The organism is Micromonospora sp. NPDC049139, from assembly GCF_055586845.1.
In genome coordinates this window covers 103,553-130,230 of record NZ_JBVJHK010000011.1, presented here as the reverse complement: position 1 = coordinate 130,230, position 26,678 = coordinate 103,553, and the positions used below count along the sequence as shown (strand labels likewise).

Genomic DNA, 26,678 nt, shown 5'->3' with positions numbered 1-26,678 from the left:
GCGCTCCCTTCGTCGGCGTCCGCGGTACCCCACCACGGTCGTCGGTCAAACCACGTTCGGTACGGCGGCGACCCGCACCTGGTACGAGAATTCGTCGGCTGGTTCCTCCACGTACGACAGCCGGCGGATCTGCCGGTCGTCGTCGTAGAGGGCGACGTCCACGAGGACGCCGAGGTGCGCCAGGCCGATGCTGGCCACCCGCTTCTTGTCCTGGAGCACCGCGCACACCCCGCCGAGCAGGGTGCTGGCGTCGGAGGTGCGGTGCCCCGGCGGGCAGCGCAGCACGAGGTCCACCTCGACCGGCCCCGACAGCGGGGTCCAGCCGGTGCGCTGGGCCGCCTCGCAGGCCGCCAGGAGCAGGGCGCGGACCCTCGTCGCCTGCCGGTGCCCGGCGGCGAAGATGGACAGCGCCTCGGTCTTGACCGGTGGCAGGCCGCTCACCTCGAACGTCAGGGCGAGAGCGCGGGTGTCCTGCACGACGGCACCTCCTCGTTGGGGACGATCCTGCCCAACCGGTGGAGCGGTGCAGGGGAGTTCCCGCGAGAACCAACCGATCGGACAGGATGGGGTCGGCCGGAGGCGTGTCGACGTCGGCGGCGAACGCGCTGGCTGCGGAGCTACGGAAACGTTAGTCGACCGGCCGGCCGCTCGGTAGCTCCGCCGCTCACTGGGTGGGACGCGGTGCGAAGGCGCAGAACTCGTTGCCCTCGGGGTCGGCCAGGACCCACCAGCGGACCGCGTCGTCGGGCTCGCGCAGCAGCGTCGCGCCGGCCCGGAGCAGCGCGGTCGGCTCCGGGTCGGTCAGGTCGACGTCCCAGTGCATCCGGTTCTTGACCGTCTTGCGCTCCGGCACGGGGTCGAAGACCCACCAGTCCCACGGGAAGCCGGCGGCGCCCACGACCGAGACCGCGCCCGCGTCGCCGGCCTCGACCTTGCCGCCGGTCACCCCGGCCCACCAGGCGGCCTGGGCTGCCGGGTCGGCCGCGTCGACGATCAGCTCGAACGGCCCGGGTCGGGCGCCCTCGCGGGGCGGGAACGCGCAGAACAGGTTGCCGTCGGGGTCGGCCAGCACCCACCAGCCGATCTCCGCGTCCGGCTCGCGCACCAGCCGGGCGCCGGCCGCCAGCAGCGCCGCCGGGTCCGCCTCGGTCAGGCGCACGTCCAGGTGTATGCGGGTCTTGACCGTACGCGGCTCGGGCACCCGGTTGACCCAGATCGACTCGGCCCCGGACCGGGCCCCCCAGGGGTCGACCCGCGTGTCCCCGTCGCCGAGGTCCACCGCGTCGCCGTCGAGCACCCGCGCCCAGAAGCCCCCCGTCTCGCGGGGGTCGGCGGCGTCCAGGCAGAGGTCCTTGAAACTCGCGATCACGCCCCCATCATCCCGCCCCACCCCGCCCGACCCGCCCCGCCACGCCCGCTCCGCCGACCAGTCCGCCCTGCCGCCCCACCCCCGCCCCGCCCCGTTGATCATGAAGTTAGCGGCCACGAAGCGGACAATTCGCCCCAACAACTTCATGATCAACGGGGTGAGGCGGGAGGAGGGAGGGTCAGTGGCGGGTGCGCTTGATTTCGTGGAAGGCGGGCATTCGGATCAGGGGAAGCAGGGAGTCCCAGATGGTCAGGGCGTCGTCGGTGCCGGGGACCTCGGTCAGGATCGGGCCGTGGATGCCGCGTTCGGCGCCGGGCAGCATCAGCACGGGTGAGCCGACGTCCGGGCCGGCGGAGGCGTACGCCAGCGCGTGCGACTCGCGTACCGCGTCGTCCCAGCGGTCGTCGTCGAGGGCCGGCGCCGCCTCCTGGAGGTCCGTGGCCTCGACGGCCGCGTCCACGATTTTCGGCGACAGCGGGTTGCCGGCGTCGTGGCTGCGCGCGCCGACCTCGGCGTAGAACCGGGCGACGTCGTCGTGGCGGCCGTCGGCGCGCAGCGCCTCCACCAGCCGCAGCGCCCGGCTGGAGGCGGCCATCGCCTCGGCGAACTGCGGCGCGACGTTCCCCTCGTTGAGGATGGCCAGACTGAACGCCCGCCACTCGAGGTGCAGACCGCGGGCGTCGGCGACGGCGAGGAGCCACCGGGACGTGCGCCAGGTCCACGGGCAGGCGGGGTCGAAGAAGAAGGTGGCGTCCATCGGCCGAGCCTACGGGCGGCCCGGCGGACCCGCACGGCGGTGATCCGCACCACACCCAGCCCCTGTCGGGGCCGTCTCACCAGCGTCAGGTTTCGCGACTTCGCAGGTCGGGCAGTGTTGGGGCCACGAAACGCCGGGGCGGCGGATCCGCAGGTCAACGCCCTGATCGTTCCGCCGTGCGCCGGGGCACGGAGCATCACCCCGGCTTTGGCCGACACGAGGGGAGGGGTGATGAGCGACCCTGACAAGGCCCGACGCCGGGGACGGCCCCGCGTGCGCGCGGTGGCCGCGGCCGCGGCGTTGACGCTGGTGGCGCCGATGGCGGCAGCCTGCGGCTCCGGCGGGGACGGCGGCACGCCCACGATCAACCTGTACTACCCGCCGGAGCAGAACCTGCAGAAGGTCGTCGACGACTGCAACGCGCAGGCCCAGGGGCGCTACAAGATCGCCTATCGGGTGCTGCCGCGGCAGGCGGACGACCAGCGGGTGCAGTTGGTCCGCCGGCTGGCCGCGCAGGACAGCGGCATGGACGTGCTCGGCCTCGACGTCACCTGGACCCAGGAGTTCGCCAGCGCCGACTGGATCCTGGAGTGGACCGGCCAGGACAAGGCCGAGGTGGAGCAGGGCACCCTCGCCGGCCCCCTCGAGACGGCCCGCTACCAGGACAGGCTCTACGGCGCGCCGAAGAACACCAACGTGCAGCTGCTCTGGTATCGCAAGGACCTCGTCCCCGAGCCGCCGAGGACCTGGGACCAGATGATCTCCACCGCCCAGGAGCTGAAACAGCAGGGCAAGCCGTACCAGGTGCTCACGATGGGCGCGCAGTACGAGGGTCTCGTCGTCCTCTACAACACCCTCGCCGAGAGCGCCGGCGGCAAGATCCTCAGCGACGACGGCGAGCAGGCCGTGATGGACACCGGCACCGTCCGGGCGCTGGAGCAGCTCCAGCGCTTCGCCGCGTCGGGCGTGACGTCGCCGTCGTTCAGCAACGCCACCGAGGACCCCGTCCGGCTGGAGTTCCAGTCCGGCAGCGGCGCGTTCCAGGTGAACTGGCCGTTCGTCTACCCGGCGATGCAGGAGGCCAATCCGGAGCTGGCCAAGCAGGTCGGCTGGGCGCGGATCCCGGGCATCGACGAGAACACCCCGAGCAAGGTCACCATCGGCGGGGTCAACATGGCGGTCAGCGCGTACTCGAAGCACCCCGAGGAGTCCTTCGAGGCGGCCCGGTGCATCCGCAACGAGAAGAACCAGAAGTTCTCCGCGATCAACGACGGCGTGCCGCCGACCATCGAGAAGGTCTACGACGACCCGGAGATGGCCGAGGCGTACCCGATGAAGGAGACCATCCTCGAGGAGCTCAGGGACCCGGCGGTCCGGCCGCTGACCCCGGCGTACCAGAGCATCTCCACCGTCATGTCGGCGATCCTGTCGCCGCCGTCGGCGATCAGGCCACAGCAGACCGCCGACGAGCTGCGCGACGCCATCGCCGACGCCCTCGACTCGAAGGGGGTCCTGCCGTGAGCGTCAACGCCACGCCCGCCGGCGCCGACGCCACGGCGCAGGCCGAGCGCCCCGCCGGGCGGCACGCCGCGGTGCCGGCCCAGCGGGGCGGTCGCGGCCGGAAGGCCCCGCTGAGCGAGAACAGGAGGGCCGAGCGCCGCCTGGGCTGGCTGCTCTGCGCCCCCGCCGCGCTGGTCATGGTGCTGGTGACCGCGTATCCGATCCTCTACTCGGTCTGGCTGTCGCTTCAGCGCTTCGACCTGCGCTTCCCCGACGAGCGCGAGTTCATCGGGCTGGAGAACTACGTCACGGTGCTGACCAACGAGTTCTGGTGGACGGCGTTCGGGGTGACCGCGCTGATCACCGTGGTCACCGTCGCGGTCGAGCTGGTGCTCGGCATGGGGCTGGCGCTGATCATGCACCGCACGCTGGTCGGCCGGGGCATCGTCCGCACCGCGGCGCTGATCCCGTACGGCATCGTCACGGTGGTCGCGGCGTTCTCCTGGCGGTACGCGTGGACGCCCGGCACCGGCTACCTGGCGAACCTGTTCAGCGAGGGCGCGCCGCTGACCGAGCGGGCCAGTTCCCTGGCGATCATCATGCTGGCCGAGATCTGGAAGACGACGCCGTTCATGGCGCTGCTGCTGATGGCCGGCCTGGCGTTGGTGCCGGAGGACCTGCTCAAGGCCGCCTCCACCGACGGCGCGACGGCCTGGCAGCGGTTCACCAAGGTGATGCTGCCGGTGATGAAGCCGGCGATCCTGGTCGCGCTGCTGTTCCGCACCCTGGACGCGTTCCGGGTGTTCGACAACATCTTCGTGCTGACCGCGGGCGGCAACGAGACCTCGTCGGTGTCAATGCTCGCCTACAACAACCTGATCCGGGGGCTGAACCTCGGCATCGGGTCGACGATGTCGGTGTTGATCTTCATCGCCGTGGCGATCATCGCCTTCGTCTTCGTGAAGCTGTTCGGTACCGCTGCTCCAGGCAGCGACGACGGGGAGAGGCGCTGAGATGGCTGAGACCACCACCCGGGCCAAGCTGCGCTGGGGCCTGCTGGACGCCATCGTGGTCGTCTTCGCGCTGGTGCCGGTGCTCTGGATCATGTCGTTGTCGTTCAAGACCCCGGCGACCCTGACGGACGGGAAGTTCATTCCGCGTGAGTGGACGCTGGACAACTACCGGACGATCTTCTCCACCGACCAGTTCGTCCGCGCCCTGGTCAACTCGATCGGCATCGCGTTGATCGCCACCGCGATCGCCGTGGTGCTCGGCGCGATGGCCGCGTACGCGATCTCCCGGCTGGACTTTCCCGGCAAGAAGCTGCTGGTCGGCGTCTCGCTGCTGATCGCGATGTTCCCGCAGGTGTCGCTGGTGTCGCCGCTGTTCGAGATCGAGCGGCAGCTCGGCCTCTTCGACACCTGGCCGGGGCTGATCCTGCCGTACATCACCTTTGCCCTGCCGCTGGCGATCTACACGCTGTCGGCGTTCTTCAAGCAGATCCCGTGGGACCTGGAGAAGGCGGCGAAGATGGACGGCGCGACGCAGGGCCAGGCGTTCCGGCGGGTCATCGCCCCGCTGGCCGCGCCGGGGCTGTTCACCACGGCGATCCTGGTCTTCATCTTCTGCTGGAACGACTTCCTCTTCGCCATCACGCTGACCTCCACCGAGCGGGCCCGCACGGTGCCGGTGGCGCTGTCGTTCTTCACCGGCGAGTCGCAGTTCGAGGACCCCACCGGGGCGATCTGCGCCGCCGCCGTGGTGATCACCATTCCGATCATCCTGTTCGTCCTCTTCTTCCAGCGCCGCATCGTCTCCGGCCTGACCTCCGGCGCAGTCAAGGGATAGGTGGTAGTCATGGCTGACATCGTGCTCGACAAGGTGAGCAAGAGGTTCCCGGACGGGACCACGGCGGTACGGGACGTCGACCTGGAGATCGCCGACGGCGAGTTCGTGATCCTGGTCGGCCCGTCCGGCTGCGGGAAGTCCACCACCCTGAACATGATCGCGGGCCTGGAGGACATCAGCTCCGGCGAGCTGCGCATCGGCGGCGAGCGGGTCAACGACAAGGCCCCCCGGGACCGGGACATCGCGATGGTGTTCCAGTCGTACGCCCTCTACCCGAACATGACGGTGCGGGAGAACATGGCGTTCCCGCTGCGGCTGGCGAAGCTGGACAAGGAGACGATCAACCAGAAGGTGGAGGAGGCGGCGAAGGTCCTGGAGTTGACGCCGTTGCTGGACCGCAAGCCGGCGAACCTCTCCGGCGGCCAGCGCCAGCGGGTGGCGATGGGCCGGGCGATCGTCCGGCAGCCGAAGGCGTTCCTGATGGACGAGCCGCTGTCCAACCTGGACGCGAAGCTGCGGGTGCAGATGCGCACCGTGGTGTCGCGCCTGCAGAAGCAACTCGGCACCACCACCGTCTACGTCACCCACGACCAGACCGAGGCGATGACCCTCGGCGACCGCGTGGTGATCATGCGGGGCGGCGCCGTGCAGCAGGTCGGCCCGCCGCAGGAGCTGTACGACCACCCACGCAACCTCTTCGTCGCCGGGTTCATCGGCTCGCCGTCGATGAACTTCCTGCACGCGGTTGTCGAGGACGGCAAGCTGCGTACGGCGTTGGGCGACGTGCCGATCGGCGAGCGGATCCGGCGCGAGCTGTCCGGCGGCGACGCGCCGCGCGAGCTGATCCTCGGCATCCGGCCGGAGCACTTCGAGGACGCCGCGTTGATCGACGACGACACCCGCCGCCGGGGCATGGAGTTCGAGGCACCGGTCGACATCGTCGAGTCGATGGGCTCCGACAAGTACGTCTACTTCAGCGTCGAGGGGGAGCGGGCCAGCGCCGCGGAGTTGGAGGAGTTGGCGGCCGACGCGGGCGCCGATTTCAGCGGCGGCGGCGCCAGCCTGGTGACCCGGCTGTCGGCCGAGTCGCCGGTGGCGGAGGGGCAGCATCGGCGGGTCTGGTTCAACCTGGAGAAGATCCACCTGTTCGACCCGTCGAACGGGCGCAACCTGACCCTGCACGAGGGCCGGGCGGCCGGCGCGCTCGCCGACTGACGCGACGACGCGCGGGGCGGGCGGGTCGCGCCGACCCACCCGCCCCTTGTCGTGTTGGCGGTCAGCGGCGTCGCCGGCTGGCCTCCGGGATCTCCGCCTCGACCCGCTCCCGCCGGATCTGGTCGTCGACGGGCTGCTGCTCGACGACCTCGTCCTTGGCGAGGTGGACCCGCTCGACGGGCACCGTGTCCTTGCCGACCACCGGCCGTTCGGCGCGCAGGGTCATCTCCTGCTCGGCCTCGCCGATGTCGGCGCGGACACCGCGGGCGTCGCCGGCGGCGATGGGCTCCCGCTCGACGTACACCTCGTCGTGCTCGACCGGCACGGTGGTGTGCACGTCCTCGGTGACGACGTACTTGCGCAGCCGCGCCGTACCGGCCGGCTGGCTCTCCGTGCCGACCCGCAGTCGCTCCTCGGACCGGATCAGGTCCTCGCCCGCCGCCGGCGCCCGCCCCCGGGCGGCGCTCGGCGCGCCCTGCGGCTGCAGGTGGTAGTGGGCGTAGAGCTGCTCGATCTGGGCCGTGTTCAGCGGCTCGTCGGTGCCGGCGTCCACCGCGGGGGCGTTCTTCACGGTGGACGTGTCGTAGTCGACCGCGAGCCCGCCGTCGGTGATCCGGGCCTTGTCCAGCGGAGCCATCGACTCCTTCCGGCCCGTCATGCCGGTCTTCACGCTGACCCAGGTCGGCTCGCCGGCGGCGTCGGTCCAGATCTGACCCACGCTGCCGATCTTCGAACCCGAGCGGTCCTTGACGTCCTGTCCGTACAGCGAACTGGCCTGCTGTGCGCTGAGCTTCATGGATCGTCTACCTCCCTCTCGTGTCGCCGGACGGATACCCGGCCGACCGGAGCGGATTCGTCGGTGGCCCGGTGAATAGGAGCAGCAGGGTACGTCGGGGCCACCGGGGCCACCGGGGCCACCGGGACCAGTGGGGGCGGTGTGGACGACTCAGGCCCAGTCGACGTGGAGCGCGCGGTCGAGGAAGGCCGCGTAGCGGCCGAGGGCGCGTTCCACCCCGGCCCGCTGCGCCGCGCCGAGCGGCGTCAGCGGGCGGACCGTCACGGCCACCCGGTCCCGGCCGACCGCCCGTTTCCAGGTGCCCACGACCCGACCACCGCGCACGACCGTGGCCTGGAAGACGCCGTTGCCGCCCGGCACGATCGCATCCCGGTGCCCGGCGTCGAGCATCAGCGAACGATCCTTGTAGCCCAGCAGGTATTCGTCGAAGCCGGGCAGCACCAGCAGGTCGTCGTCGACCGGTACGTGCGGCGCGTCCGGCAGGGCCGCGTCGACCAGCGCCTCCTGCCCGTCGACCCGCACGCGGGCCAGGGCGTCGCCGGCCGCGGCGAGGCCCCGGCGGGCGTCGGTGAGCGTCAGGCCCGTCCAGCCGGCGAACTCCCGGTCGGTGACCGGCCCGTGGCCGCGGACGTAGCGGCGGGCGAGGATCGCCAGCGCCTCGTCCCGGTCGGGCCGGTGCGGCGCGGGTGCCCACTCGTCGAGCAGGGCGAAGGTCTGCTCGGTGCCCACGTTCGGCGCGAGGCAGGTGACGCCCCGCACGCTCGCGTACCAGAGCAGGTGGTAGCCGCGCTGCCCGGCGGTGCCGATGCCGGCCGCCTCCAGCGCCGCCAGGCACCGCGCCCGGGTGAGCCGGCCGCCGCCGGCCAGCGCGGCGCCGAGCACGTCGACCGCCCGGTCCGCGTCGGCCTCGGCCAGCCCGAGCTGCGCGCGGCGCGTCGCGGCGGCGGCCAGCGAGCGTACGCCGGTCAGCTCCAGCATCCAGCGGACGTCGCGGGGCGGCACGAGGTGCACGGTGCCCCGCATCGGCCAGGTGCGCAGCGCCTCCCGGCGTTCCAGCGCGGCGTGCACGTCGGCGTGGTTGAGCGCGGGCAGCCGGACCCCGAGCGACCACATGCCGCTCGCCAGATCCTGCGCCTGCATGGCCCCGAACCACTCCACCACGTCGGCGACCCCGCCCGGGTGGGCGGTGGGGTACGGGCGCAGCAGCAGGCTGGTCATCCGCAGCGCGAGCGCCTCACGGCCGGTCAGGTCCACGGGATCGGGCTCCTCGGGTCGGGGCAGGGCCACAGCTTAGGACCGGCCCCCGACATCCGACGCATGACGGCCGCCGCAGCGGGAAACCGGCCGCCGGCGGGCGCGTGACGCGCCCCGGAGGGAGCGACATGACTGCGTCCAGCGAGCCGGCCCGGGGTGCCGGCGCACGGACCCGGGCCGGCCGGGCGGGCCCGTCGGCCAAGACCAGCGCCGCCGCGGCCTTCGCGTTGGTCTTCGGGGTGGCCGCGCTGATCAGCGTGCTGACCGTGATCCTGTCCTGGATCGGCCTGCTGCTCGGCATCATCGGCGTGATCCTGGGCATCGTCGGGCTCAAGATGGCCCGCCGGCCCGGGGTGACCGGCCGGGGCGTGGCGCTCGGCGGCCTGGTGCTCAGCGCCCTGGCGGTGCTGATCGGGCTGGCCTTCGCCGCCGGGATCACCACCTTCCTCAACAACGAGAGCGCCGTGAACCGGATACAGCGACAGGTCGACGACCTGCGCGACCGGTTGGACTGACCGGCCGGGGGCGTCCTCCCCTGAGCCGCGGCGGTCGCCCGCGGGCTCAGAGCCGGCGGTGCATGACGAGCAGGTCCACGTACCCCTGGTCGGGGTGCCGGAACGCCTCGGGCACCCGGCCTACGACCTCGAAGCCCAGGGAGCGCCAGAGCGCCACCGCCCGGGTGTTCGTCGCCACGACGGCGTTGAACTGCATGGCCCGGTAGCCGTCGGCGCGGGCGAGCGCCAGCACGTGCTCGCCGAGGGCGCGTCCCAGGCCGCGCCCGCCGGCGGTCGGGGCGACCATGAAGCTGGCGTTGGCCACGTGGTCGCCGGGCCCGAGCTGGTTGGGCACCAGCTTCGCCGAGCCGAGCACGGCGCCGTCCGGGTCGACCGCGACGACCGTGCGGCCCGGCGGGGGCACCAGCCACATCGTCCGGGCCCGCTCCTCGTCGACGTCGCGGGGCCAGGTGTACGTCTCGCCGGCGGCCACGATCTCCCGGAGGAAGGGCCAGATCCGCGGCCAGTCCTCGGCGGTGGCGTCCCTGATCAGCATGCCCCCAGCATCTCGCACGCCGGGCGGGCCGGATCCCTCCCCCGCCGTTTGACGCCGCAAGTACCGGGTAGTCGCCGGAGCTGACCCGACATGAGGAGGGAAACACCTGATGGCTGCCCAGACCAAGGTCGCGGTGATCTACTACAGCGCGACCGGCATCACGTACCAGATGGCGCAGGCGGCTTGCGAGGCCGCCGGTGAGGCTGGCGCCGAGGTGCGCCTGCGCAAGGTGCGCGAGCTGGCGCCGGACGAGGCGATCCGCTCCAACTCGGGCTGGCACGCGCACCGCATGGAGACCCAGGACGTCCCGGAGGCCCAGTTGGACGACCTCTCCTGGGCGGACGTGGTGATCTTCGGAACGCCGACCCGGTACGGCGTGATGGCCGCCCAGCTCAAGCAGTTCATCGACACCACCGGTCCGCTGTGGTCGCAGGGCGCCCTGGCGAACAAGGTCTACTCCGCGTTCTGCACGACGGCCACCTCCCACGGCGGCCAGGAGGCGACCCTGCTGTCGCTGTTCACCGTCTTCTACCACTGGGGTGGAGTGGTGGTCACCCCCGGCTACACCGACCCGAGCCAGTTCGTCGCCGGCAACCCGTACGGCGCCTCGCACACCAGCAACAACGGCGAGACCGCGCCGGACGACATCGCCCTCGGCGCCACCGCCCTGACGACGAGGCGGGCGGTGCAGATCGGTGTCGCGCTGAAGGCCGGTCTGGCCGGCTGAGCCGGCGGCGACCGGCGGCCCGGGCGGGGGCTCTCGACCCGCCCGGACCACCGGTCGCACCCAGCCCTACCCCCGATCGGGACGACTATGCACGCTCGGCCGTCGCCGACCGCTCGCCGGTGGCGGACAGGTCTCCGGCAGGCGACCGTTCCCCGCCCGTCGACAGTCGCCCGGCGGGGGAAGGCAGCAGCCCGGACAGCAGGTCGGCCAGGACCGCCAGGCCGTCCGGGCTGAGCACCGACTCCGGGTGGAACTGCACCCCCGCCACGCCCCGCCCGCGCAGCGCGTGCACCGCGCCGTCGGCGCCGTCGCGCGCCACCTCGACCGGCCCGTACGGGGTGGTCAGCCGGTCGGCGTCCGCCCGGGCCGTGAACGTCGAGTAGAAGCCGACCCGGCGCCGCGCGCCGAAGAGCCGCACCTCCCGCTGGAGCCCCTGGTAGGGCGCGTCCCGGCGGTGCAGCGCCAGCCCGAGCAGGCCGCACAGCAGCTGGTGGCCCAGGCAGACCGCCAGGGTCGGCCGGCCCTCGGCGAGCAACCCGGCGAGCAGGCCGCGCATCGCGACCATCTTCGGCTCGGTCGTGCTGCCCGGGTCGCCCGGGCCGGGACCGACCACCACCAGGTCGTAGCCGTCCACGGGGCCGGCGGCGTGCCACGGCCGCAGCGTCACCGCCAGGCCCAGCGCGCCCAACTGGTGGGCGAGCATCCCGGTGAACGTGTCCTCTCCGTCGACGATCAGCACCCGATGCCCGGCCAACCCGGGCAGGCCGGGCGCGTCCGGGGCGCGCTGGTCCAGCCAGAACCGGGACAGCGGCGCGTTGCGGGCGGCCAGCGCCGCGCGGACCTCGGGATCGTCGGCGAGGCGTACCGCCGGGCGCGCGCCGGCCGCGGGGGCCTGCGGGCCCAGGCCCAGCGCGGCGAGCACGCCGGCGGCCTTGGCGTGCGTCTCGGCCACCTCGCCCTCGGCCGTGGAGTGCCGGACCAGGGTGGCCCCGACCGGCACACGCAGGTCGCCGGCGGGGGAGATCTCGGCGGTCCGGATCAGGATCGGCGCGTCCAGGCTCTGCCGGCCGGCGTCGTCGCGCCCGAGCAGCGCCAGCACCCCCGCGTAGTAGCGCCGCCCGGTGCGCTCGTGCCGGGCGATCACCCGGCAGGCGTTCTCCATCGGGCTGCCGGTGACGGTGGGCGCGAACATCGTCTCGCGCAGCACCTCCCGCACGTCCTTCGTGCCCCGGCCGGCGAGCAGGTACTCGGTGTGCGCCAGGTGGGACATCTCCTTGAGGTACGGCCCGACCACCTGGCCGCCGTGCTCGGCGACGGTGGCCATCATCTTCAGCTCCTCGTCCAGCACCATGTACAGCTCCTCGACCTCCTTGGGGTCGGCGAGGAAGCGCAGCAGCGCGCCCCGGTCGGCGTCCGCGCCGGTGTGCCGGAAGGTGCCGCTGATCGGGTTCATCATGACCAGCCCGTCGTCGACGCTGACGTGCCGCTCCGGGCTGGCGCCCACCAGGATGCGGGTGCCGGTGTGCACCACGAACGTCCAGTACGCCCCGCGCTCGCCGGACAGCAGCCGGCGCAACGCGGCGAGCGCGGCGACCAGCGGCGGCCCCTCGACGGTGGCGCGCAGGCAGCGGTGGATGACGAAGTTCGCGCCCTCGCCGCGCCCGATCTCCTCGGCGAGCACCCGGCCGACGGTGGCCGCGTACGCGTCGTCGCTGACGTCGAAGCCGGCGCCGGCGGTGCGCACGGGCACGTCGGGCAGCGCGGCGAGGGCCTCGGCCAGGCCGATCCGCTCGTGCCGGGCGATCTCCAGGCACTCCAGCGGTACGCCGTCGTCGACGCAGGCGAAGCCCCGCTCGGTGACCTGCCGGTAGGGCACCAGCGCCAGCGTGCGGGGGCCGGGCGGCCCGTCGGGCAGCGGGATGTCGGCGAGCCGCTCCGCCACGCGTACCGTGCCGGTGAACAGCTCCAGGTGGTCGGCGCCCTCGCGTCGGACGAGCGCGAAGGGGCCGGGGTCGGCGCCGGCGGCGACGGCGGCCAGCAGCTCGGGCAGGTGGGTCATCGGGTCTCCTCGGGCCGGGCGGCACCCGGGCGGGGCGACCGGGAGGGCCGGGGAGAGACCGGCGGCCGCCTCGTCGGGCGGCCGCGTGGGGAAGCTACGCGCGGGGGATGGCCGCCGGGTCGGCGGGCCACCAGCAGGACAGGTGCGCGAGCATGGCACCACCCTACGCGGCGGCCCACGGGCCGGAAAGCCGATCGGGCGTACGGCCCATCCGCTGGGACGCCGGGCCGCGGCGCACCGGGTAACTTGACGGCGATGAACATTCTCGCGCTCGACCTGGGCACCTCCTCGGTACGCGGGCTCGTGCTGGACGCGGACGCCCGCCCGCGGCCCGGCGCGCTGGCCCGGCGCAGGGTGAGCCTCGTCGTGCACGACGACGGGACCGGCACGCTGGACGGCCCCGGCTACCTGGCCTGCCTGGTCGAGTGCCTGGACGAGTTGGCCGCGGCGGGGCATCTGCGGGACGTGTCCCTGGTGGCGACCTCCGCGCAGTGGCACTCGGTGGTCCCCCTGGGCGCCGACGGCGCGCCCCTCGGGCCGGTGCTGACCTGGTTGGACACCCGGCCGGCGGCCCTGCCCGGCGCGCCGGGGCCGGCCGACCCGGCCGATTTCCACCAGCGCACGGGCACGTGGTGGCACCGCTGCTACTGGTCGATCCGGCTGCCCTGGCTGCGGGAGCACACCGGGGGCCCGATCGCCCGGTTCGCCGGCCTGGCCGAGTACGTGCTGGGCGAGCTGCTCGACGCCGCGCCGATGTCGATCTCTCAGGCGTCCGGCACGGGGCTGTTGGACCTGCGGACCCTGGACTGGGACGCCGAGGCCTGCGCGCTGGCCGGCAGCCGGGCCGGGGAGCTGCCCGAGCTGGCCCCGGCGCGATGGCGGGGCCGGCTGCGGCCCGCGTACGCGCGGCGCTGGCCCCAGCTCACCGACGCGCCGTGGGCCGGGCCGGTGGGCGACGGCGCGGCGTCGAACGTCGGCAGCGGCTGCGCCGCCCCGGACCGGGTCGCGGTGACCGTGGGCACCTCGGCGGCGGTCCGGCTGATGCAGCGCGGCCCGGCGGGCGAGGAACTGCCCCCGCTGCCGGAGACGCTCTGGCGCTACCGGGTCGACCACGATTACGTGGTCACCGGTGCCGCGTACTCCTCCGGCGGCAACCTGTTCGCCTGGGCCAACCGGGAGCTGCGACTGCCCGAGGGCGCGGAGCTGGACGCCGCGCTGGCCCGGCTGCCACCCGACGGCCGCCTGCCGGTGAACGTCCGCTTCGGCGGCGACCGGCCGCCCGGCCTGGTGCCGGCGGGCTCCGGCGAGCTGCGGGGGCTGAGCTTCAGCAGCACCGCCGTGGAGATCCTGGCCGGGCTGATGCGGGGTCTGTGCGACCTGGTCGCCGAGGACCTCACGGTGCTGGAGTCCACTGTCGACAAACCGGTCGAGGTGGTGCTCGGCGGGGGAGCGGTGGCCGCCTCACGCTGGTGGCGTTCGGCGTTCGCCGCCGTGCTCGCGCCCCGGCCCGTGTGGCACGGGCGCAACCCGGAGGTCGGGGCGAGCGGTGCGGCGCTGGTCGCGCTGGGCCGCGTCGGCGACGCGACCCGGCTCGCCGACATCGGCCGGACGGACGAGCCCGCCTCACCCTCCTGAGTCGCACCTCAGCCCGGCCCGTTGACACAGCTCGCGGGCCTGATTGGATGGGACTCCGTTCCCCGGGTCGCCGCGGCGGACGCGAGGGACGTAGGAGGCAGGTGTGGGCGCAGGTCCGGGCCCGGCACGGGGCGAGGTGCCGCAGCACCGCCGGCGCCGGTTCGACGTCCGGGTCGTCCCGCACCGGCGCCGTTCGCCGTTCCGGTTGCGGGACTGGCGGATGCGCACCAAGCTCGCCACCGTGCTGGTCATCCCGTCGGTGGCGTTCCTGGTGCTGGCCGGCGTGCAGACCCACGCCCTGGTCGGGCAGACCACCGCGCTCGGCGACTTCGCCGAGCAGGTGGGCATCGGCCGGCAGATCACCGCCGCGGTCCACCAGCTCCAGCAGGAGCGGGACCGGGCCGCCGGTGAGCTGGGCGAGCTGCGGCGCAGCGGCGCGGGCGCCGACCGGGACGCGGCCATCGTCGCGCTGAAACCGTTGCAGAGCGCCACCGACCAGGCCCTGCGGGAGCTGCGCCGGGCGGCCGAGCCGCTGGCCGACGCCGACGCGTCCTGGCGGGTCGCCTACTCCGAGGTGCTGGAGGCCTACCAGCAGGTCGTCTACATCCGGGCCGCGATCGCCCCGGCGGTGCTGGGCAGCGACACCATCCTCAGCAACTACCACCGCGCCGTCGACGCACTGCTCAGCCTCCTCGCCGAGCCGTCTCCCGACGAGGACCAGCCCGCCCTCAGCGACGCGGTGCTGCGCTACGTCCAGCTCGCCCGCGTCAAGGAGCTGTCCTCCCGGGTCCGCGCCCAGCTCTACGAGGCCGCCCGGTCCGGCCGGTACGGCGTGGAGGACCAGGTGGTCCTGACCGACCTGCGGGCCCAGCAGCTCACCGCGCTGGGCGCGTTCCGGGTAGCCGCGACGGCCGCGCAGATCGGCCGCTACGACGAGACCTCCGTGGACCCGGCGTTCCTGGCCGCCACCCGGCTGGAGGAGCAGAGCCTGCCGACGGGCGACGCCCAGCCGGCCGTGCTGCCCGCTCCACAGTGGTGGGCGGCCAGCGAGCAGCGCCAGGAGCTGCTGCGCCGGGTCGAGACGTCGGTGCTCGACGACGCCGTACGACAGGCCGACGAGGTGAGCGCCGCGCAGTTGCGCACGACGCTGCTGGTCGTCGGCGTGGTCGTCGCGGTGCTGCTGGTGGCCCTGCTCATCTCCGTTCTGGTCGGCCGGTCCATTGCCCGGTCCATGCGGCTGCTGCGCGGCCAGGCCCTGCGGATCGCCCAGCTCGAGCTGCCGGAGGCCCTGGACCGGCTGCGCACCGTGACCGGCGGCGTCCCCACGATCGAGGTCCCGCCGGCGGTGGTCCGCTCGCTCGACGAGATCGGCGAGCTGGCCGAGGCGTTCGTCGCGGTGCACCGCAGCGCGGTCAGCGTCGCCGTGGAGCAGGCCACCACGCGGCGCAACGTCAACGCGATGTTCGTCAACCTCGCGCGGCGCAGCCAGGTGCTGGTCGAGCGCCAGCTGGAGCTGCTGGACGACCTGGAACGCGAGGAGAGCGATCCGGACCAGTTGGAGAACCTGTTCAAGCTCGACCACCTGGCCGCCCGCATGCGGCGCAACGACGACAGCCTGCTGGTGCTGGCCGGGACCGAATCGACCCGCCGGTGGAACCGGCCGGTCGGACTCGGCGCGGTGCTGCTGGCGGCCAGCGCCGAGATCGAGCAGTACCAGCGGGTGCGCCACGAGGCGGTCGCCGACCTGCACGTCGTCGGCCACGCCGTCGGTGAGCTGGTCCACGTCCTCGCCGAGCTGCTGGAGAACGCCACCTCGTTCTCCCGCCCCGACACGGTCGTGGCCGTCACCGCCGGGGCCGAGGGCGCCGGCGCGGTCGTCGAGATCGCCGACGAGGGCCTCGGCATGAGCCCGGCCGCCCTGGCCGAGGCCAACGCCGTCCTCGCCACGCCGCCGGCGGCCGACGTCGCGACCGTCGAGCGGATGGGCCTGTTCGTGGTCAGCCACCTCGCCGCGCGGCTCGGCGTCGAGGTGCGGCTGCACGGCGGCGCGAACGCCGGCCTCGTCGCCCGGATCCGGCTGCCCGGTGACCTGCTGGCGCCGGAGCCGGGCGCGCCCGCCCCGGCGCGGATGCTGACCTCCGCGGTCGCCTGGGCCGGCGCGCCGTCGCCCGACGAGATGCCGGTGGCCGGCCGGCGTCCGGAGGCCGCCGTGCCCCGCCAGACCCGGCCGGTGCGGACCGAGGAGGTGACCGCCCCGGCGGCCGGGTCGCCCGCCGGCGGGGGCTGGTGGTCCCGCCAGGGCCCGGCGCCGGCCCCGGTCCGGGAGACCTCGCCCACCCCGCCCACCGTCCCGGTGACCGGCGGTACCAACGCCCGCGGGCTGCCCGTACGGGTGCCGATGGCCCAGCTCTCCGCCGTCACCGAGCCGGCGCGGCCGCAACAGCCGGCGGCACGCCACGACCCGGACCCGGAGGCGGTCGGCGGCATGCTGTCCCGGCTCTACAGCGGCGTCCGGCGGGCCGAAGCCGAGGACACCACCGAGATTTTCATGCCGCCGGGCGGCACGTGCACCGAAGGGGGACACAGATGACGACGTTGAGCCAGGAGGCCCGCGATCTGAGCTGGCTGGTCAGCGGATTCACACAGCGGGTGCCGGGAGTGGCACACGCCATCGTGGTCTCCTCCGACGGCCTGCTGGTCGCGATCTCCGACCACCTGCCACGGGACAACGCCGACAAGCTCGCCGCGGTGACGTCGGGGCTGATGAGCATCACCGCGGGCGCCGCCCAGATGTTCGACGGCGACGTGGTCAAGCAGACGGTCGTCGAGATGGGACGCGGCTACTTCCTGGTCATGCAGGTGCGCGACGGGTCGATCCTGGCCACGCTGGCCGGCGCGGACGCCGACATCGGCGTGGTCGGCTACGAGATGGCGCGGCTGGCCAAGCAGGCGGGGGAGATGCTCACCCCGGCGCTGCGGGCGGAACTGCAGCAGGCACTGCCGCGCTGACGACGGCGCCGGTCGGCGGGCATCCCGCCCTGGAGCTCTGCAACACCTGGGCCGGCTGGGCGGCGCCGCCCGGTCCGGAACGGGAGTGGCTTCGCGACTTCGACCGCCTGGCGGTGTGGGCCGGGCACGTCCAGCTACTCACCCCGGCCACCGTCGGTCGACTTCGGGAACACGGTCGCCGCCACCCGGCCGCCGCACACGACGTACTGGTGGCGACCCGGCTGCTGCGCACCGCGCTGCACGATGTCCTGCTCGACCCCTGCGACACCGCGGCCTTCCGGCACGTCGCCGAGCAGGCACAGCGGGCCGCCGCCGTGGCGGTGCTGGAGTCGGACCAGGACGGGCTCGCCCACTGGACGCTGCCCGACGACGTCGGTCTGCTGCTGCCGCTGCTGGCCGGTGCCCGGGCCGCCGCCGACCTGCTCAGCACCCCGGCCCGCACCGACGTACGCGCCTGCCCGGCCGTCGACTGCGGATGGCTCTTCCTCGAACGGCGGGGCCGGCGTCGCTGGTGCAGCATGGCCAGTTGCGGCAACCGGGCCAAGGTACGGGCCTATGCCGCCCGCCAGCAGCCGGACTGACCAACCGTCACTCCACTTGATCAGTGATGATCGCGCGGACTGCGGCGCGGGCGGGTGAGCTTCTCGCGCCAGGGCGGGATACCCTACCTGCGGTGCCTCGAACCGCGTGACCGGAGGAGCCGATGCTGGGATGACGGCAGGGCGACCGATGCCCACGCAGGAGGACGTGCTCGGGTACTTCAACACCCTGTCGAACTGGGGACGGTGGGGCGACGACGACCAGTTGGGGACCCTGAACCACATCACCGACGACGTTCGGCTGGCGGCGGCGCGGGCCGTGCGCCACGGCAGGAGCGTGTCGTGCGCATGGGAGGTTGCGGTACCGGAAGACATGGAGCGGTCGACGACGACGTGCCCGTGCGCCGCCGACATGCCGGGTGCCGAGAACATGCCGTTGCCCGGATTCCGGGACGACCGGCGCTGGGGCTTTTCGTCCGAGCGGCTCGGCATCACCTTCCACGGCAACACCCTCACCCATGTCGACTCGCCGTGCCACATCTTCTGGGACGGCACGATGTACAACGGTCGGTCGCACTCGTTGGTCGACGCCGCGACGGGATCGGCGTGGGCGGCCGTCACGGCGGCGGCGAACGGGATCATCACGCGTGGTGTCCTGCTGGACATCGCGAGGGTCCGCGATGTGCCGTGGTTGGAACCGGGGCAGGGTGTGTTTCCCGAGGATCTCGAGGAGGCCGAGCGTCGCCAGGGTGTGCGGGTGCGATCCGGCGATGCGGTGCTCCTGCGGACCGGCTGTGGCCGCGTCCGACACGAGACCGGTGCGGCCAACGGTTTCACGCAGGCCGGTTGGCACGCGTCCTGCCTGCCGTGGCTGCACGAACGGGAGGTCGCGCTGATCGGCGCTGACACCCCCCAGGAGGTTCAGCCGTCGGGGTACGAAGACGTGTTGATGCCGGTTCACGCCGTGAGCCTCGTCGCGATGGGTCTGTGGCTGCTCGACAACTGCGACCTGGAGGCGTGCGCGACGACGGCTGCCGAGCTTGGCCAGTGGGACTTCCACCTCGCAGTCGCGCCGGTCCGCTTCGCCGGTACGTCCGGCAGCCCGGTCAACCCGATCGCCACATTCTGACCGCGGCTTCACGAGGGGCGCGACGCCACGAAGGACCCGGCTCGCGGGGCGCGCGGTGGCGCACCGAACCGGGCGGGGGAGGCCGACGCCCTCGACACCCGGCCGCTGCGACCCGGAGGGGCCAGCCGCGTCGACGCCCGGTCGGCGGAACGGCCCGGCTCCCACGGTCAGGCCGGGTGGGCCGGCCTCCGACCGGCGCGGCGGAACGGACCGACCCACCCCACCACCCGGATACGCAACGGGCGCGAAAAAGCCCGCAAAAACAGGCCGTCACGGGATCACGCACGGGACCGCGACGGAGTAACGTACGTCACCGGAGAGGCCGCTCCCCCCGTGGCGGCCTCTCCCTCATCTTTCCGCCGCGACCACGACGGCCGGAACGACCGGATGCCGCAGCCCCGGGTGACCCGCCGGCAGCGACCGGCGCACCACCACCCAGCTCACCGCCAGCGCGGTCGCCACCAGCGGCCAGGTCAGCGCCACCCGGGCGACCGTCAGCGCGACCACCTGGCCGCCGAACCACAGCGGCAGGAACACGAGCACCCGCAGCACGTAGGTCGCCGCCCACACCCAACTTCCCCGGCCGTACGCGCGCAGCAGCGCCGGATCGCGCCGCCACCGGCTGCGCTGCCCGAGCGCGACGCCCACCACCACCCCGAGCAGCGGCCAACGCACCGCGATGCTGACGACCCAGGCCAGCGCGCTCGCCGCGTTGGAGAGCAGTTGGACGAGGAAGAAGTCCTCGGCGCGCCCGGTGCGCAACGCGACCAGCGCGGCCACGCAGACCGCCAACAGCCCGACCAGCACCGAGCGCGGTCGGTCGCCCCGGCGCAACCGCCAGCCGGCCAGCGCCGTGCCGGTGACCACCGCCGCGCCGACCCCGGCCCACAGCGAGTGGCCGCCGATCAGCCAACCGACCGCGAACGCCACCGGCGGAAGGGTGGCGTCGACCGCGCCCCGACGCCCGCCGAGCAGGTCGGCGAGGCTCTCCGGCCGGTCCGCCGGGGGCTTCCCGCGCTCCGGTGTGCTGACCACCCGCCACCTCCTCACGTCCGCCCCCCAACCTATCCGTCGCCAGCGGGCGGGCCAGCGGGTGACCGGGGCGGGCTGGCCGCTACGGTGTGCGGGTGCGAGCGACGCCGAGGGGTTGGACCGCAGTCTGGTTGGTCGTCCTGGCGATCGTTCAGGCAGCCGCCTTCCTGGCCGTGTGGCGGGTCGCCCTGCACATCGAGGCGGGCCAGTGGATCGACACCGTCGCCCTGACCGGCAACCGGATCGGTCAGGACCGCATCGACGGCCCGGTGGACCGGATCCTCAACGCCATGTCGGTCGTGTCGCTGCTGGCGGCGACCGCGGTGATCGGCTTCATCGCGCTGATCCGGGGTCGCATCGCGCTCGCCGTCACGGCCACCCTGTTGATCGCCGGCGCAAACGGCACCACCCAGCTGCTCAAGTACGGACTGGCCCGGCCGGACTTCGGCATCGACCCGGAGCGGATCTACGCCGGCAACAGCCTGCCCAGCGGGCACGCCACCGTCGCCGCATCGGTCGCGGTGGCGCTGGTGCTCGTGCTGCCGCAAAAGGTGCGGGCACTCGGCGCCTTCCTCGGGGCCGGCTACGCCGCGGTCGCCGGGGTCGCCACCCTCTCCGCCGGCTGGCACCGGCCCAGCGACGCGGTGGCGGCGTTCCTGGTGGTCGGGGTGTGGGCGGCGCTGGCCGGGCTGCTGCTGCTGGTCACGCAACGCGAACAGGCGCAGGTGGAGTCGGCCGACGCGCACCGGGTCGCCGCCACGGTGCTCGGCATGGGCGGCGCGCTGGCGGCGGTGGCCTGCGGGCTCGCCCTGGCCTGGCTGCTCGACCTGCGCGCCACCCCGCCCGACGAGCTGGCCCGCCGGCCGCTGTTCGTCGGGTACGCCGGCAGCGCCGCCGGCATCGCCGGGACGATGGGCGTGGTGATGGCGCTGGTGCTCGCCGCCGTCCACCGTTTGGTGCCCCGCGTCAAGGGCTGAGCCCGGCCCGCCGCCTCCCGGCAGGGCTGACAGCGGCCCCGCTGCCTCCCGGCACCGGGTTGCCCCGGCTCGCCGCCTCCCGGCACCGGGTTGCCCCGGCTCGCCGCCTCCCGGCAGGCGTGGCACCCGCCTCCCGGCAGGCGTGGCGCCCGCGTCAGCGGGAGTAGGTGCCCACCATCGTCCCGCTCGCGATGTCCCGCTGCACGAGCGTGCGGTGCACGTCGTCGGCGTGCGGCGTGTCGGGCAGCTCCAGCGGCCGGTCCAGCGCGTAGAGCCGGAAGAAGTACCGGTGGGGATCGTCGCCCTGCGGCGGGTGCGGCCCGCCCCACCCGGTCGTGCCGAAGTCGTTGGGCCACTCCCGGCCGCCCAGGGGCACCCCACCCTCGGGCACCCCGGCCGCGGTCGGCGCGATGCCCGTCACCAGCCAGTGCAGGAACGGGGTCTTCCCGGCGTCCGGGTCCTCGACGAAAAGGACCAGCTCGGTCGCGGACTCCGGCACCTGCGACCACTCCAACGGCGGTGAGACGTTGCCTCCCTCGCGGGCGAAGCGGGTCGGCAACATGTCGTGGTCGTTGAACGCGGTGCTGCGCAGCATGATCCCGGCCATCGGTGGCGCTCCTCTCCTCGGCCCGGCCGCGCGTACCCGCCTGGCGACCGCCGAAACGGCCACGCCGCCGCCGATCGGCGGTGTGAGAGGGTCGGAGCGGCAGACACGGACGGGGGAGGACCGGTGGAGCGGGTACGGGCGGCGTTCCGGGACGAGTGCGCGCGGCTCGGCGAGGTGCTGCGCGGCGTCGACGAGGCGGATCTGGACCGCCCCACCGACTGCCGCCCCTGGACCGTGCGGGAGCTGCTGGCCCACGTGCGCACCGGCGCCGGGCGGCTGGTCGACATGCTCGCCGCGCCGGCCCCGCCCCGCGCCGAGGTCGACGCCGCCGCGTACTACGGCGCCGCCAAGTTCACCCCGCCGGTGGACGCCGCCCGCATCGACAGCGGCCGGCGGGAGGCCCGGGAACTCGACGGCCCCGCCCTGGTGGCCGACTTCGACCGGGCCTGGCGGGACGCCCTGGCCGCCGTCGACGCCCAGCCGCCCGGTCGGGTGGTGCGCACCCGCCACGGCGACGCGATGGCGCTGGCCGAGTTCCTGCGTACCCGCGTGGTGGAGGTCGGGGTGCACGGCCTGGACCTGGCGGCGGCGCTGGACCGGGAGCCGTGGCTGACGCCCACCGCGGCGGAGGTCGTCGCCGGCCTGCTCACCGGCGGGCGACCCGTCCCGGCGGAGCTGGGCTGGGACCGGCTCACGCTGATCCGCAGGGCCACGGGCCGGGCCGACCTCACCGCCCGGGAGCGGGCCGTCCTGGGCGCCACCGGCTTCCGCTGGCTCTCCTTCGGCGGCTGACCGGTCTCCTCCCGCCGACCGCGCGAGCCGCCGCAGCGTCCGGGCGACCGGCGAGGCCGGGGCTGGGCTGCTCGCGGTCTCCCCGCGCGGGTGTCCGCCCCCTTCCCCGGGATGGTCGTCGCCGGGCGACGCGGGTCAGGTGGTGGCGAGCGGGTCCGCCGCCGCGCGCGGCGCGGGCACCCGCGGCACCGCCTTGCGCAGGTGGTCCAGCACCACGGGGTCGATGCGGCCGGGCACCAGCCGCTCCTCCAGGTTCTCCATCCCGGCCCAGGCGAAGAGCGCCTCCTCCGGTCGGTCCGGGTCGACCGGCAGACCCAGCGCGGCCAGCAGCCCGCCGACCTCCGTCGCCACCGCCCCGGTCAGGTCGAGCAGGGTGGCCGGATCGGGCCGGCCGAAGAGCAGGGTGTGCAGCGCGAGCAACCGGCCCAGCTCGGTCACCGGATCGGGGTGGTCGTCGACCCGCAGGTCGACCAGGACGTCGCTGGTGCCGCCGTACCCGCCGCCGCGCTCGACCACCAGCAGCCCGGCGCTCTGCCGGCCGCGCCGGTCGCCGCCGGCCTGGTCCCCGGCGCGCAGCGCGGCGAGCAGCCGGTCGGGGAACGGCAGCGCCGCCCCGCCCAGCCAGGCGTCCCGCACCGCGTCGACCACCTGCGGGCCCGCCAGGATGTTGCCCTGCACCGCCCAGCCGTCGCCGGCCTGGCCGCCGGCCCACGGGTGGCAGGCCGGGCCCGTCCAGGTCGCGCCCGCGCCCGCCGCGGCGACCACGCCGAGCTGGCGGTGGTCCCGGTCGGGGTCGGCGGCAACCAGGCCGGCGACCACGTCGGCCGCGGCCACCCCGGTGCGCAGCAGCGTCAGCCCCTGCGGCCGGTACGCGAGGTTGACGTGCGCCTGGGTGGCGAGCGCGCCGACCTCGGCCTCGGCGGCCGGGACCAGCGCGCCGGCGGCCAGGAACCGGCTGGCCACGACGACGCCGTGCAGGCGGCCGTCGTCGGAGCGGGCGACGAGCGAGAAGGTCACGACAGGAGACTAGCGCGCTGCCGGCGGCCATCGTCGGTGCTGGATGCGACCCTCCTGCCGACGTGGGTCCGGCAATGGCTCAGAAGGGCGGCGCCGCGGCCTCCGGCGGCGCGCCCCGGGCCCGGCGGGCGTCGGCGACCGCGACCGCGGTCAGCAGCGCGGCGGCGACGGCCGCGGCCACCAGCGACACGGTGCGCAGCAGCACCGGCATCAGGACCAGCAGCACGAGGGCGGCGATCCAGCGCGACGGCGACACCCGGCTGAACACCTCGTACTCGAACCGGGCCCGGCCGGCGAGGAAGAGCACCGGCCCGCCGAGCACCATCGCCAGCCAGGCCGCCTCGGGGCGGTCCAGCGGGTGTTCGATCACCAGCTTGTAACCGATCGCGGTGGCGGTCAGCCCGACCACCATGACCAGGTGGGTGTCGGCCGCGGACCGGCCGATGCTGGCCGGGTGCCGGGCCCGGGCGACGGCCTCGGCGAGGATCTGCCCGGCCCGCTGCACGTAGATCCGCCACAGCACGATCGAAGTGACCAGCGCCAGGGCGAAGGCGAGCGCGTGCCCGCCGCCGTACGGGCCCTCGCTGTAGGCGAGGCCGGCGACCAGGATCGTCTCGCCGAGCGCGATGAGGAAGAACTGCTGGTACCGCTCGGCGAGGTGCTCACCGGCGATGTCCCACCGGGAGACGGTCGAGCGGCCCAGCCCCGGCACCGGCCAGCCGAACCGGGCGGCCAGGTACTCGGCGGCGAGCGCGGTGGTCCACAGCAACACCCGCGGATTGGTCGGCACGAACGCGCCGATGATCCAGAGCGTGCCGGTCGCGCTGTAGACGAGCAGCATCCGCAGGTTCAGCCGTCGGTACGGGTGCGAGCCCAGGGCGAGCAGCAGGATCAGCGGGCGGGAGAGCTGTGCGGTCACGTACGCCACGGCAAACATCAGCCCGGTCTCCCTGAACGCCCGGGTGATCGCCACCCCCATCACCATGCTGGCCACCGCGGCGGTGATGACGACAGCCTGCAACCAGGCGTGGTGCGGGTCGTACCGGCTGGTCGTCCAGGAGGTGCCCTGCCACACCGCCCAGAGCGCGAGGATCAGCAGCAGCGTCTTGGCGCCGCCGGTGACCGCGCCCCAGCCCCGGGCGCCCCCGGGCTCCAGCGCCAGGTCCTCGAACGAGCGGACCGAGATGCGGGTGAGCGCGAAGACGTACACCAGGTCGAAGAAGAGTTCGAGGAACGTGGCCCGGCCGGCGTCGCCGGCCGGGGGCAGCCGGCGTCCCGCCTCGTGGGTGGCCATGGTCAGCTCGCCCCGCCGTCGCGTGCGCCCATTCCGCAGTCGTAACACCGCCGACCGCCCGACCGCCCGGCTACCGGGAAACCGGGGCGGGATCTTGATCCGGCCGGCCGCCGGCGGGCACGATCGACCGATGACGACCCGATGGGGCATGACGGTGCCGCTGGACGGCATCCCGCTCGCCGACCACGCCGCGGTCTACGCGGCCCTCGACCGGGCGGGGTTCACCGACGTGTGGTCCTCCGAGGTCGCCGGGGCGGACGCGTTCACCCCGCTGGCGCTCGCCGCCGCCTGGCAGCCGCGGCTGCGCCTGGGCACCGCGATCACGCCGGTCTTCACCCGGGGGCCCGGCCTGCTGGCGATGAGCGCCGCCGCGCTCGCCGAGGCCGCGCCCGGCCGGTTCGCGCTCGGCATCGGCGCGTCCTCGCCGGTCATCGTGCGGAACTGGAACGCCGTGCCGTTCGACGAGCCGTTCCGGCGGACCCGGGACGTGCTGCGTTTCCTGCGCGCGGCGCTCTCCGGCGCGACCGTCGACGAGGCGTACGACACCTTCGCGGTGCGCCGGTTCCGCCTGGAACGGCCGCCGGCCGTGCCGCCGCCGCTGCTGCTCGCCGCGCTGCGCCCCGGGATGCTGGGACTGGCCGGCGCGGAGGCCGACGGCGTCATCCTGAACTGGCTCGCCGCGAGTGACGTGGCGCGGGCGCTCGCCGAGGTGGGCGACCGGCGTCCGGGCTTCGAGGTGGTCGCCCGGATCTTCGTCTGTCCCACCTCCGACGCCGCGCACGCCCGCGCCCTGGGCCGCCGGCTGATCACCAGCTACCTGACCGTTCCCGCGTACGCCGAGTTCCACCGCTGGCTGGGCCGGGAGGAAGTGCTCGGGCCGATGTGGCGGGCCTGGGCCGCCGGGGACCGGCGCGGCGCCGGCGCGGCCGTGCCCGACGAGGTGGTCGACGCGCTGGTGCTGCACGGCTCGCCGGAACACTGCCGTGAGCAGGTCCGCCGTTACGCCGACGCCGGGATCGACGTGCCGGTGCTGGCCCTGCTGCCCACCCCCGAGGTGGCCGCCGGCGGCACGGCGGCGCTGGCTGACCTGATCACGCGCCTGGCTCCGGGTGAGCCGCGATGAACCTCACCGACCGGGTGGTGGTGATCACCGGCGGGGCCGGCGGCATCGGCTCGGCCCTGGCGCGGCGGTTCGCCGCCGAGGGCGCCACCGCCGTGGTGGTGGCCGACCTCGACGCCGACGCGGCCCGCGCGGTCGCCGACGGCGTCGGCCCGGTCGCCCACGCCGCCGCCCTCGACGTGACCGACGAGGAGCAGGTCCGCGCGCTGGTCGCCGACACCGAGCGGCGGTACGGGAGGATCGACCTGTTCTGCGCGAACGCGGGCGTGACCACGAGCGGGGGAGTGGAGGTCGACGACGCCGGCTGGGACCGCGCGTGGCGGGTGAACGTGCTCTCCCACGTCTACGCGGCCCGGGCGGTGCTCCCGGCGATGCTGGCCCGGGGCGGCGGCTACCTGCTGCACACGTGCTCGGCGGCGGGCGTGCTGACCGCGGTCGGCGACGCGGCGTACACGACGACGAAGCACGCCGCGGTCGGATTCGCCGAGTGGCTCTCCGTCACCTATCGGGACCAGGGCCTGCGGGTCAGTGCGCTGTGCCCGCAGGGCGTGGACACGCCGATGCTGGCCGAGGGGCTGGCCGCCGGGCACCTCGGGGCCCGGGTCATCGCCGCCTCCGGCGCGGTGCTCAGCCCGGACCAGGTCGCCGACTCGGTGATCGCCGGCCTCGCCGAGGAGCGCTTCCTCATCCTGCCGCACCCGGAGGTCGCCGCGTACGCCCTCCGCCGCGCGGAGGACCCGGACGGCTGGCAGGCCGGCCTGCGCAAACTCGTCCGCCGCCTGCGGGGGGTAGTACCGCGACGGCAGTCATGGCGGGACTAATTGTGGTGACGAATGAGCGTTGTCGACGGCGCGGCGGGTTGTGGGGGCCTTATGGTGGCGGCACGGTCTCTACCGTCGACCAAATCGCCGAAGTCGTCGAACGACACGCCGAAACGCGAGTGGTTTTCGTG

The 26,678-nt window shown here is 74.2% G+C and carries 26 protein-coding genes; 15 read left to right on the top strand and 11 right to left on the bottom strand.

The window, feature by feature from the left end:
- Window positions 1-45 precede the first annotated feature (45 nt).
- The 3 genes from ACZ6Q9_RS19835 to ACZ6Q9_RS19825 all read right to left on the bottom strand — a co-directional run bounded on the left by ACZ6Q9_RS19835 (window position 46) and on the right by ACZ6Q9_RS19825 (window position 2,126).
- A complete protein-coding gene (locus ACZ6Q9_RS19835) occupies window positions 46-477 on the bottom strand; it encodes a RusA family crossover junction endodeoxyribonuclease (protein ID WP_393268124.1) in 432 nt (143 codons plus the stop codon).
- Window positions 478-664: 187 nt separating this feature from the next.
- Entirely contained in the window at window positions 665-1,369 is a 705-nt protein-coding gene (locus tag ACZ6Q9_RS19830) for a VOC family protein (protein WP_396827280.1), read from the bottom strand.
- 178 nt (window positions 1,370-1,547) lie between these two features.
- Window positions 1,548-2,126 carry a DsbA family protein gene (locus tag ACZ6Q9_RS19825; protein WP_396827278.1) on the bottom strand — a complete coding sequence of 193 codons (579 nt, stop codon included), beginning with the start codon at window positions 2,124-2,126 and terminating at the stop codon, window positions 1,548-1,550.
- A 231-nt stretch (window positions 2,127-2,357) separates the two neighbouring features.
- Here ACZ6Q9_RS19825 and ACZ6Q9_RS19820 point away from each other — a divergent pair, with 231 nt between their 5' ends.
- From ACZ6Q9_RS19820 to ACZ6Q9_RS19805, 4 genes are read left to right on the top strand one after another with little or no spacing between them, the layout of a single operon-like run.
- The gene (locus ACZ6Q9_RS19820; RefSeq protein WP_396827276.1) at window positions 2,358-3,647 is read left to right on the top strand and encodes an ABC transporter substrate-binding protein; all 1,290 of its coding nucleotides are present in this window, start codon (window positions 2,358-2,360) and stop codon (window positions 3,645-3,647) included.
- On the top strand, window positions 3,644-4,639 hold the full coding sequence (locus tag ACZ6Q9_RS19815; RefSeq protein ID WP_393458239.1) for a carbohydrate ABC transporter permease: 996 nt from the start codon (window positions 3,644-3,646) through the stop codon (window positions 4,637-4,639). The genes ACZ6Q9_RS19820 and ACZ6Q9_RS19815 overlap by 4 nt, the downstream gene beginning before the upstream one ends.
- A gap of 1 nt (window position 4,640) precedes the next feature.
- The gene (locus tag ACZ6Q9_RS19810; RefSeq protein WP_393268134.1) at window positions 4,641-5,474 is read left to right on the top strand and encodes a carbohydrate ABC transporter permease; all 834 of its coding nucleotides are present in this window, start codon (window positions 4,641-4,643) and stop codon (window positions 5,472-5,474) included.
- Window positions 5,475-5,483: 9 nt separating this feature from the next.
- A complete protein-coding gene (locus ACZ6Q9_RS19805; protein ID WP_393458242.1) occupies window positions 5,484-6,689 on the top strand; it encodes an ABC transporter ATP-binding protein in 1,206 nt (401 codons plus the stop codon).
- Window positions 6,690-6,750: 61 nt separating this feature from the next.
- Here ACZ6Q9_RS19805 and ACZ6Q9_RS19800 read toward each other — a convergent pair whose 3' ends face one another.
- The gene (locus ACZ6Q9_RS19800) at window positions 6,751-7,485 is read right to left on the bottom strand and encodes a YsnF/AvaK domain-containing protein (RefSeq protein WP_396827273.1); all 735 of its coding nucleotides are present in this window, start codon (window positions 7,483-7,485) and stop codon (window positions 6,751-6,753) included.
- Between the two features lie 150 nt (window positions 7,486-7,635).
- Complete coding sequence (locus tag ACZ6Q9_RS19795; protein WP_396827567.1) at window positions 7,636-8,703, bottom strand: winged helix DNA-binding domain-containing protein; 1,068 nt, start codon at window positions 8,701-8,703, stop codon at window positions 7,636-7,638.
- Between the two features lie 164 nt (window positions 8,704-8,867).
- Here ACZ6Q9_RS19795 and ACZ6Q9_RS19790 point away from each other — a divergent pair, with 164 nt between their 5' ends.
- Window positions 8,868-9,254, top strand: a complete 387-nt coding sequence (locus tag ACZ6Q9_RS19790; RefSeq protein WP_393458248.1) for a DUF4190 domain-containing protein — start codon at window positions 8,868-8,870, stop codon at window positions 9,252-9,254.
- Between the two features lie 46 nt (window positions 9,255-9,300).
- On the opposite strand, the gene ACZ6Q9_RS19785 is transcribed toward ACZ6Q9_RS19790, so the two are convergent.
- Window positions 9,301-9,789: a GNAT family N-acetyltransferase gene (locus ACZ6Q9_RS19785; protein WP_393458251.1), complete on the bottom strand. Its 489-nt coding sequence runs from the start codon at window positions 9,787-9,789 to the stop codon at window positions 9,301-9,303.
- A 109-nt stretch (window positions 9,790-9,898) separates the two neighbouring features.
- On the opposite strand from ACZ6Q9_RS19785, the gene wrbA reads away from it, so the two are divergent.
- Window positions 9,899-10,516 (top strand): NAD(P)H:quinone oxidoreductase, encoded by a 618-nt coding sequence (gene wrbA / locus ACZ6Q9_RS19780; protein WP_350711126.1) that lies wholly within the window; start codon window positions 9,899-9,901, stop codon window positions 10,514-10,516.
- Between the two features lie 85 nt (window positions 10,517-10,601).
- Here the strand turns inward: wrbA and ACZ6Q9_RS19775 are convergent, their stop codons facing one another.
- Complete coding sequence (locus ACZ6Q9_RS19775) at window positions 10,602-12,575, bottom strand: chorismate-binding protein (protein WP_396827271.1); 1,974 nt, start codon at window positions 12,573-12,575, stop codon at window positions 10,602-10,604.
- 255 nt (window positions 12,576-12,830) lie between these two features.
- Here ACZ6Q9_RS19775 and ACZ6Q9_RS19770 point away from each other — a divergent pair, with 255 nt between their 5' ends.
- The 5 genes from ACZ6Q9_RS19770 to ACZ6Q9_RS19750 all read left to right on the top strand — a co-directional run bounded on the left by ACZ6Q9_RS19770 (window position 12,831) and on the right by ACZ6Q9_RS19750 (window position 18,887).
- Complete coding sequence (locus tag ACZ6Q9_RS19770) at window positions 12,831-14,210, top strand: FGGY family carbohydrate kinase (protein WP_393268149.1); 1,380 nt, start codon at window positions 12,831-12,833, stop codon at window positions 14,208-14,210.
- 103 nt (window positions 14,211-14,313) lie between these two features.
- Window positions 14,314-16,800, top strand: a complete 2,487-nt coding sequence (locus ACZ6Q9_RS19765) for a sensor histidine kinase (RefSeq protein ID WP_396827269.1) — start codon at window positions 14,314-14,316, stop codon at window positions 16,798-16,800.
- The gene (locus ACZ6Q9_RS19760; RefSeq protein WP_393268154.1) at window positions 16,797-17,219 is read left to right on the top strand and encodes a roadblock/LC7 domain-containing protein; all 423 of its coding nucleotides are present in this window, start codon (window positions 16,797-16,799) and stop codon (window positions 17,217-17,219) included. Before ACZ6Q9_RS19765 ends, ACZ6Q9_RS19760 begins: the two co-directional genes overlap by 4 nt.
- The gene (locus ACZ6Q9_RS19755) at window positions 17,216-17,800 is read left to right on the top strand and encodes a CGNR zinc finger domain-containing protein (RefSeq protein ID WP_396827565.1); all 585 of its coding nucleotides are present in this window, start codon (window positions 17,216-17,218) and stop codon (window positions 17,798-17,800) included. The genes ACZ6Q9_RS19760 and ACZ6Q9_RS19755 overlap by 4 nt, the downstream gene beginning before the upstream one ends.
- A gap of 148 nt (window positions 17,801-17,948) precedes the next feature.
- Entirely contained in the window at window positions 17,949-18,887 is a 939-nt protein-coding gene (locus ACZ6Q9_RS19750; protein WP_393268158.1) for a cyclase family protein, read from the top strand.
- A 348-nt stretch (window positions 18,888-19,235) separates the two neighbouring features.
- On the opposite strand, the gene ACZ6Q9_RS19745 is transcribed toward ACZ6Q9_RS19750, so the two are convergent.
- Window positions 19,236-19,922, bottom strand: coding sequence for a DUF3159 domain-containing protein (locus ACZ6Q9_RS19745; RefSeq protein ID WP_393268161.1), 687 nt, complete (start codon window positions 19,920-19,922; stop codon window positions 19,236-19,238).
- 86 nt (window positions 19,923-20,008) lie between these two features.
- Here ACZ6Q9_RS19745 and ACZ6Q9_RS19740 point away from each other — a divergent pair, with 86 nt between their 5' ends.
- Window positions 20,009-20,896 carry a phosphatase PAP2 family protein gene (locus tag ACZ6Q9_RS19740; protein WP_393458272.1) on the top strand — a complete coding sequence of 296 codons (888 nt, stop codon included), beginning with the start codon at window positions 20,009-20,011 and terminating at the stop codon, window positions 20,894-20,896.
- Between the two features lie 154 nt (window positions 20,897-21,050).
- On the opposite strand, the gene ACZ6Q9_RS19735 is transcribed toward ACZ6Q9_RS19740, so the two are convergent.
- Window positions 21,051-21,503, bottom strand: a complete 453-nt coding sequence (locus ACZ6Q9_RS19735) for a YbhB/YbcL family Raf kinase inhibitor-like protein (protein ID WP_357458858.1) — start codon at window positions 21,501-21,503, stop codon at window positions 21,051-21,053.
- A 123-nt stretch (window positions 21,504-21,626) separates the two neighbouring features.
- Between ACZ6Q9_RS19735 and ACZ6Q9_RS19730 the strand changes: the two genes are divergently transcribed.
- Window positions 21,627-22,295 carry a maleylpyruvate isomerase N-terminal domain-containing protein gene (locus ACZ6Q9_RS19730; protein ID WP_396827265.1) on the top strand — a complete coding sequence of 223 codons (669 nt, stop codon included), beginning with the start codon at window positions 21,627-21,629 and terminating at the stop codon, window positions 22,293-22,295.
- Window positions 22,296-22,430: 135 nt separating this feature from the next.
- Here the strand turns inward: ACZ6Q9_RS19730 and ACZ6Q9_RS19725 are convergent, their stop codons facing one another.
- A complete protein-coding gene (locus ACZ6Q9_RS19725) occupies window positions 22,431-23,312 on the bottom strand; it encodes a DUF1028 domain-containing protein (RefSeq protein ID WP_396827263.1) in 882 nt (293 codons plus the stop codon).
- A gap of 79 nt (window positions 23,313-23,391) precedes the next feature.
- Entirely contained in the window at window positions 23,392-24,606 is a 1,215-nt protein-coding gene (locus tag ACZ6Q9_RS19720) for a low temperature requirement protein A (protein ID WP_393268173.1), read from the bottom strand.
- 148 nt (window positions 24,607-24,754) lie between these two features.
- On the opposite strand from ACZ6Q9_RS19720, the gene ACZ6Q9_RS19715 reads away from it, so the two are divergent.
- Together ACZ6Q9_RS19715 and ACZ6Q9_RS19710 are read left to right on the top strand one after the other, a co-directional pair.
- A complete protein-coding gene (locus tag ACZ6Q9_RS19715) occupies window positions 24,755-25,729 on the top strand; it encodes an LLM class F420-dependent oxidoreductase (protein WP_393268298.1) in 975 nt (324 codons plus the stop codon).
- Complete coding sequence (locus ACZ6Q9_RS19710) at window positions 25,726-26,547, top strand: SDR family oxidoreductase (protein ID WP_396827261.1); 822 nt, start codon at window positions 25,726-25,728, stop codon at window positions 26,545-26,547. The genes ACZ6Q9_RS19715 and ACZ6Q9_RS19710 overlap by 4 nt, the downstream gene beginning before the upstream one ends.
- The last annotated feature ends 131 nt before the right edge of the window (window positions 26,548-26,678 follow it).

Bases quoted from the DNA above. Each gene is read 5' to 3' on its own strand.
- ACZ6Q9_RS19825 (WP_396827278.1), bottom strand. From the start codon at position 2,126: ATGGACGCCACCTTCTTCTTCGACCCCGCCTGCCCGTGGACCTGGCGC.
- ACZ6Q9_RS19820 (WP_396827276.1), top strand. From the start codon at position 2,358: ATGAGCGACCCTGACAAGGCCCGACGCCGGGGACGGCCCCGCGTGCGC.
- ACZ6Q9_RS19810 (WP_393268134.1), top strand. From the start codon at position 4,641: ATGGCTGAGACCACCACCCGGGCCAAGCTGCGCTGGGGCCTGCTGGAC.
- ACZ6Q9_RS19805 (WP_393458242.1), top strand. From the start codon at position 5,484: ATGGCTGACATCGTGCTCGACAAGGTGAGCAAGAGGTTCCCGGACGGG.
- ACZ6Q9_RS19800 (WP_396827273.1), bottom strand. From the start codon at position 7,485: ATGAAGCTCAGCGCACAGCAGGCCAGTTCGCTGTACGGACAGGACGTC.
- ACZ6Q9_RS19795 (WP_396827567.1), bottom strand. From the start codon at position 8,703: ATGACCAGCCTGCTGCTGCGCCCGTACCCCACCGCCCACCCGGGCGGG.
- ACZ6Q9_RS19790 (WP_393458248.1), top strand. From the start codon at position 8,868: ATGACTGCGTCCAGCGAGCCGGCCCGGGGTGCCGGCGCACGGACCCGG.
- ACZ6Q9_RS19785 (WP_393458251.1), bottom strand. From the start codon at position 9,789: ATGCTGATCAGGGACGCCACCGCCGAGGACTGGCCGCGGATCTGGCCC.
- wrbA (WP_350711126.1), top strand. From the start codon at position 9,899: ATGGCTGCCCAGACCAAGGTCGCGGTGATCTACTACAGCGCGACCGGC.
- ACZ6Q9_RS19775 (WP_396827271.1), bottom strand. From the start codon at position 12,575: ATGACCCACCTGCCCGAGCTGCTGGCCGCCGTCGCCGCCGGCGCCGAC.
- ACZ6Q9_RS19770 (WP_393268149.1), top strand. From the start codon at position 12,831: ATGAACATTCTCGCGCTCGACCTGGGCACCTCCTCGGTACGCGGGCTC.
- ACZ6Q9_RS19760 (WP_393268154.1), top strand. From the start codon at position 16,797: ATGACGACGTTGAGCCAGGAGGCCCGCGATCTGAGCTGGCTGGTCAGC.
- ACZ6Q9_RS19750 (WP_393268158.1), top strand. From the start codon at position 17,949: ATGCCCACGCAGGAGGACGTGCTCGGGTACTTCAACACCCTGTCGAAC.
- ACZ6Q9_RS19735 (WP_357458858.1), bottom strand. From the start codon at position 21,503: ATGGCCGGGATCATGCTGCGCAGCACCGCGTTCAACGACCACGACATG.
- ACZ6Q9_RS19720 (WP_393268173.1), bottom strand. From the start codon at position 24,606: ATGGCCACCCACGAGGCGGGACGCCGGCTGCCCCCGGCCGGCGACGCC.
- ACZ6Q9_RS19715 (WP_393268298.1), top strand. From the start codon at position 24,755: ATGACGGTGCCGCTGGACGGCATCCCGCTCGCCGACCACGCCGCGGTC.
- ACZ6Q9_RS19710 (WP_396827261.1), top strand. From the start codon at position 25,726: ATGAACCTCACCGACCGGGTGGTGGTGATCACCGGCGGGGCCGGCGGC.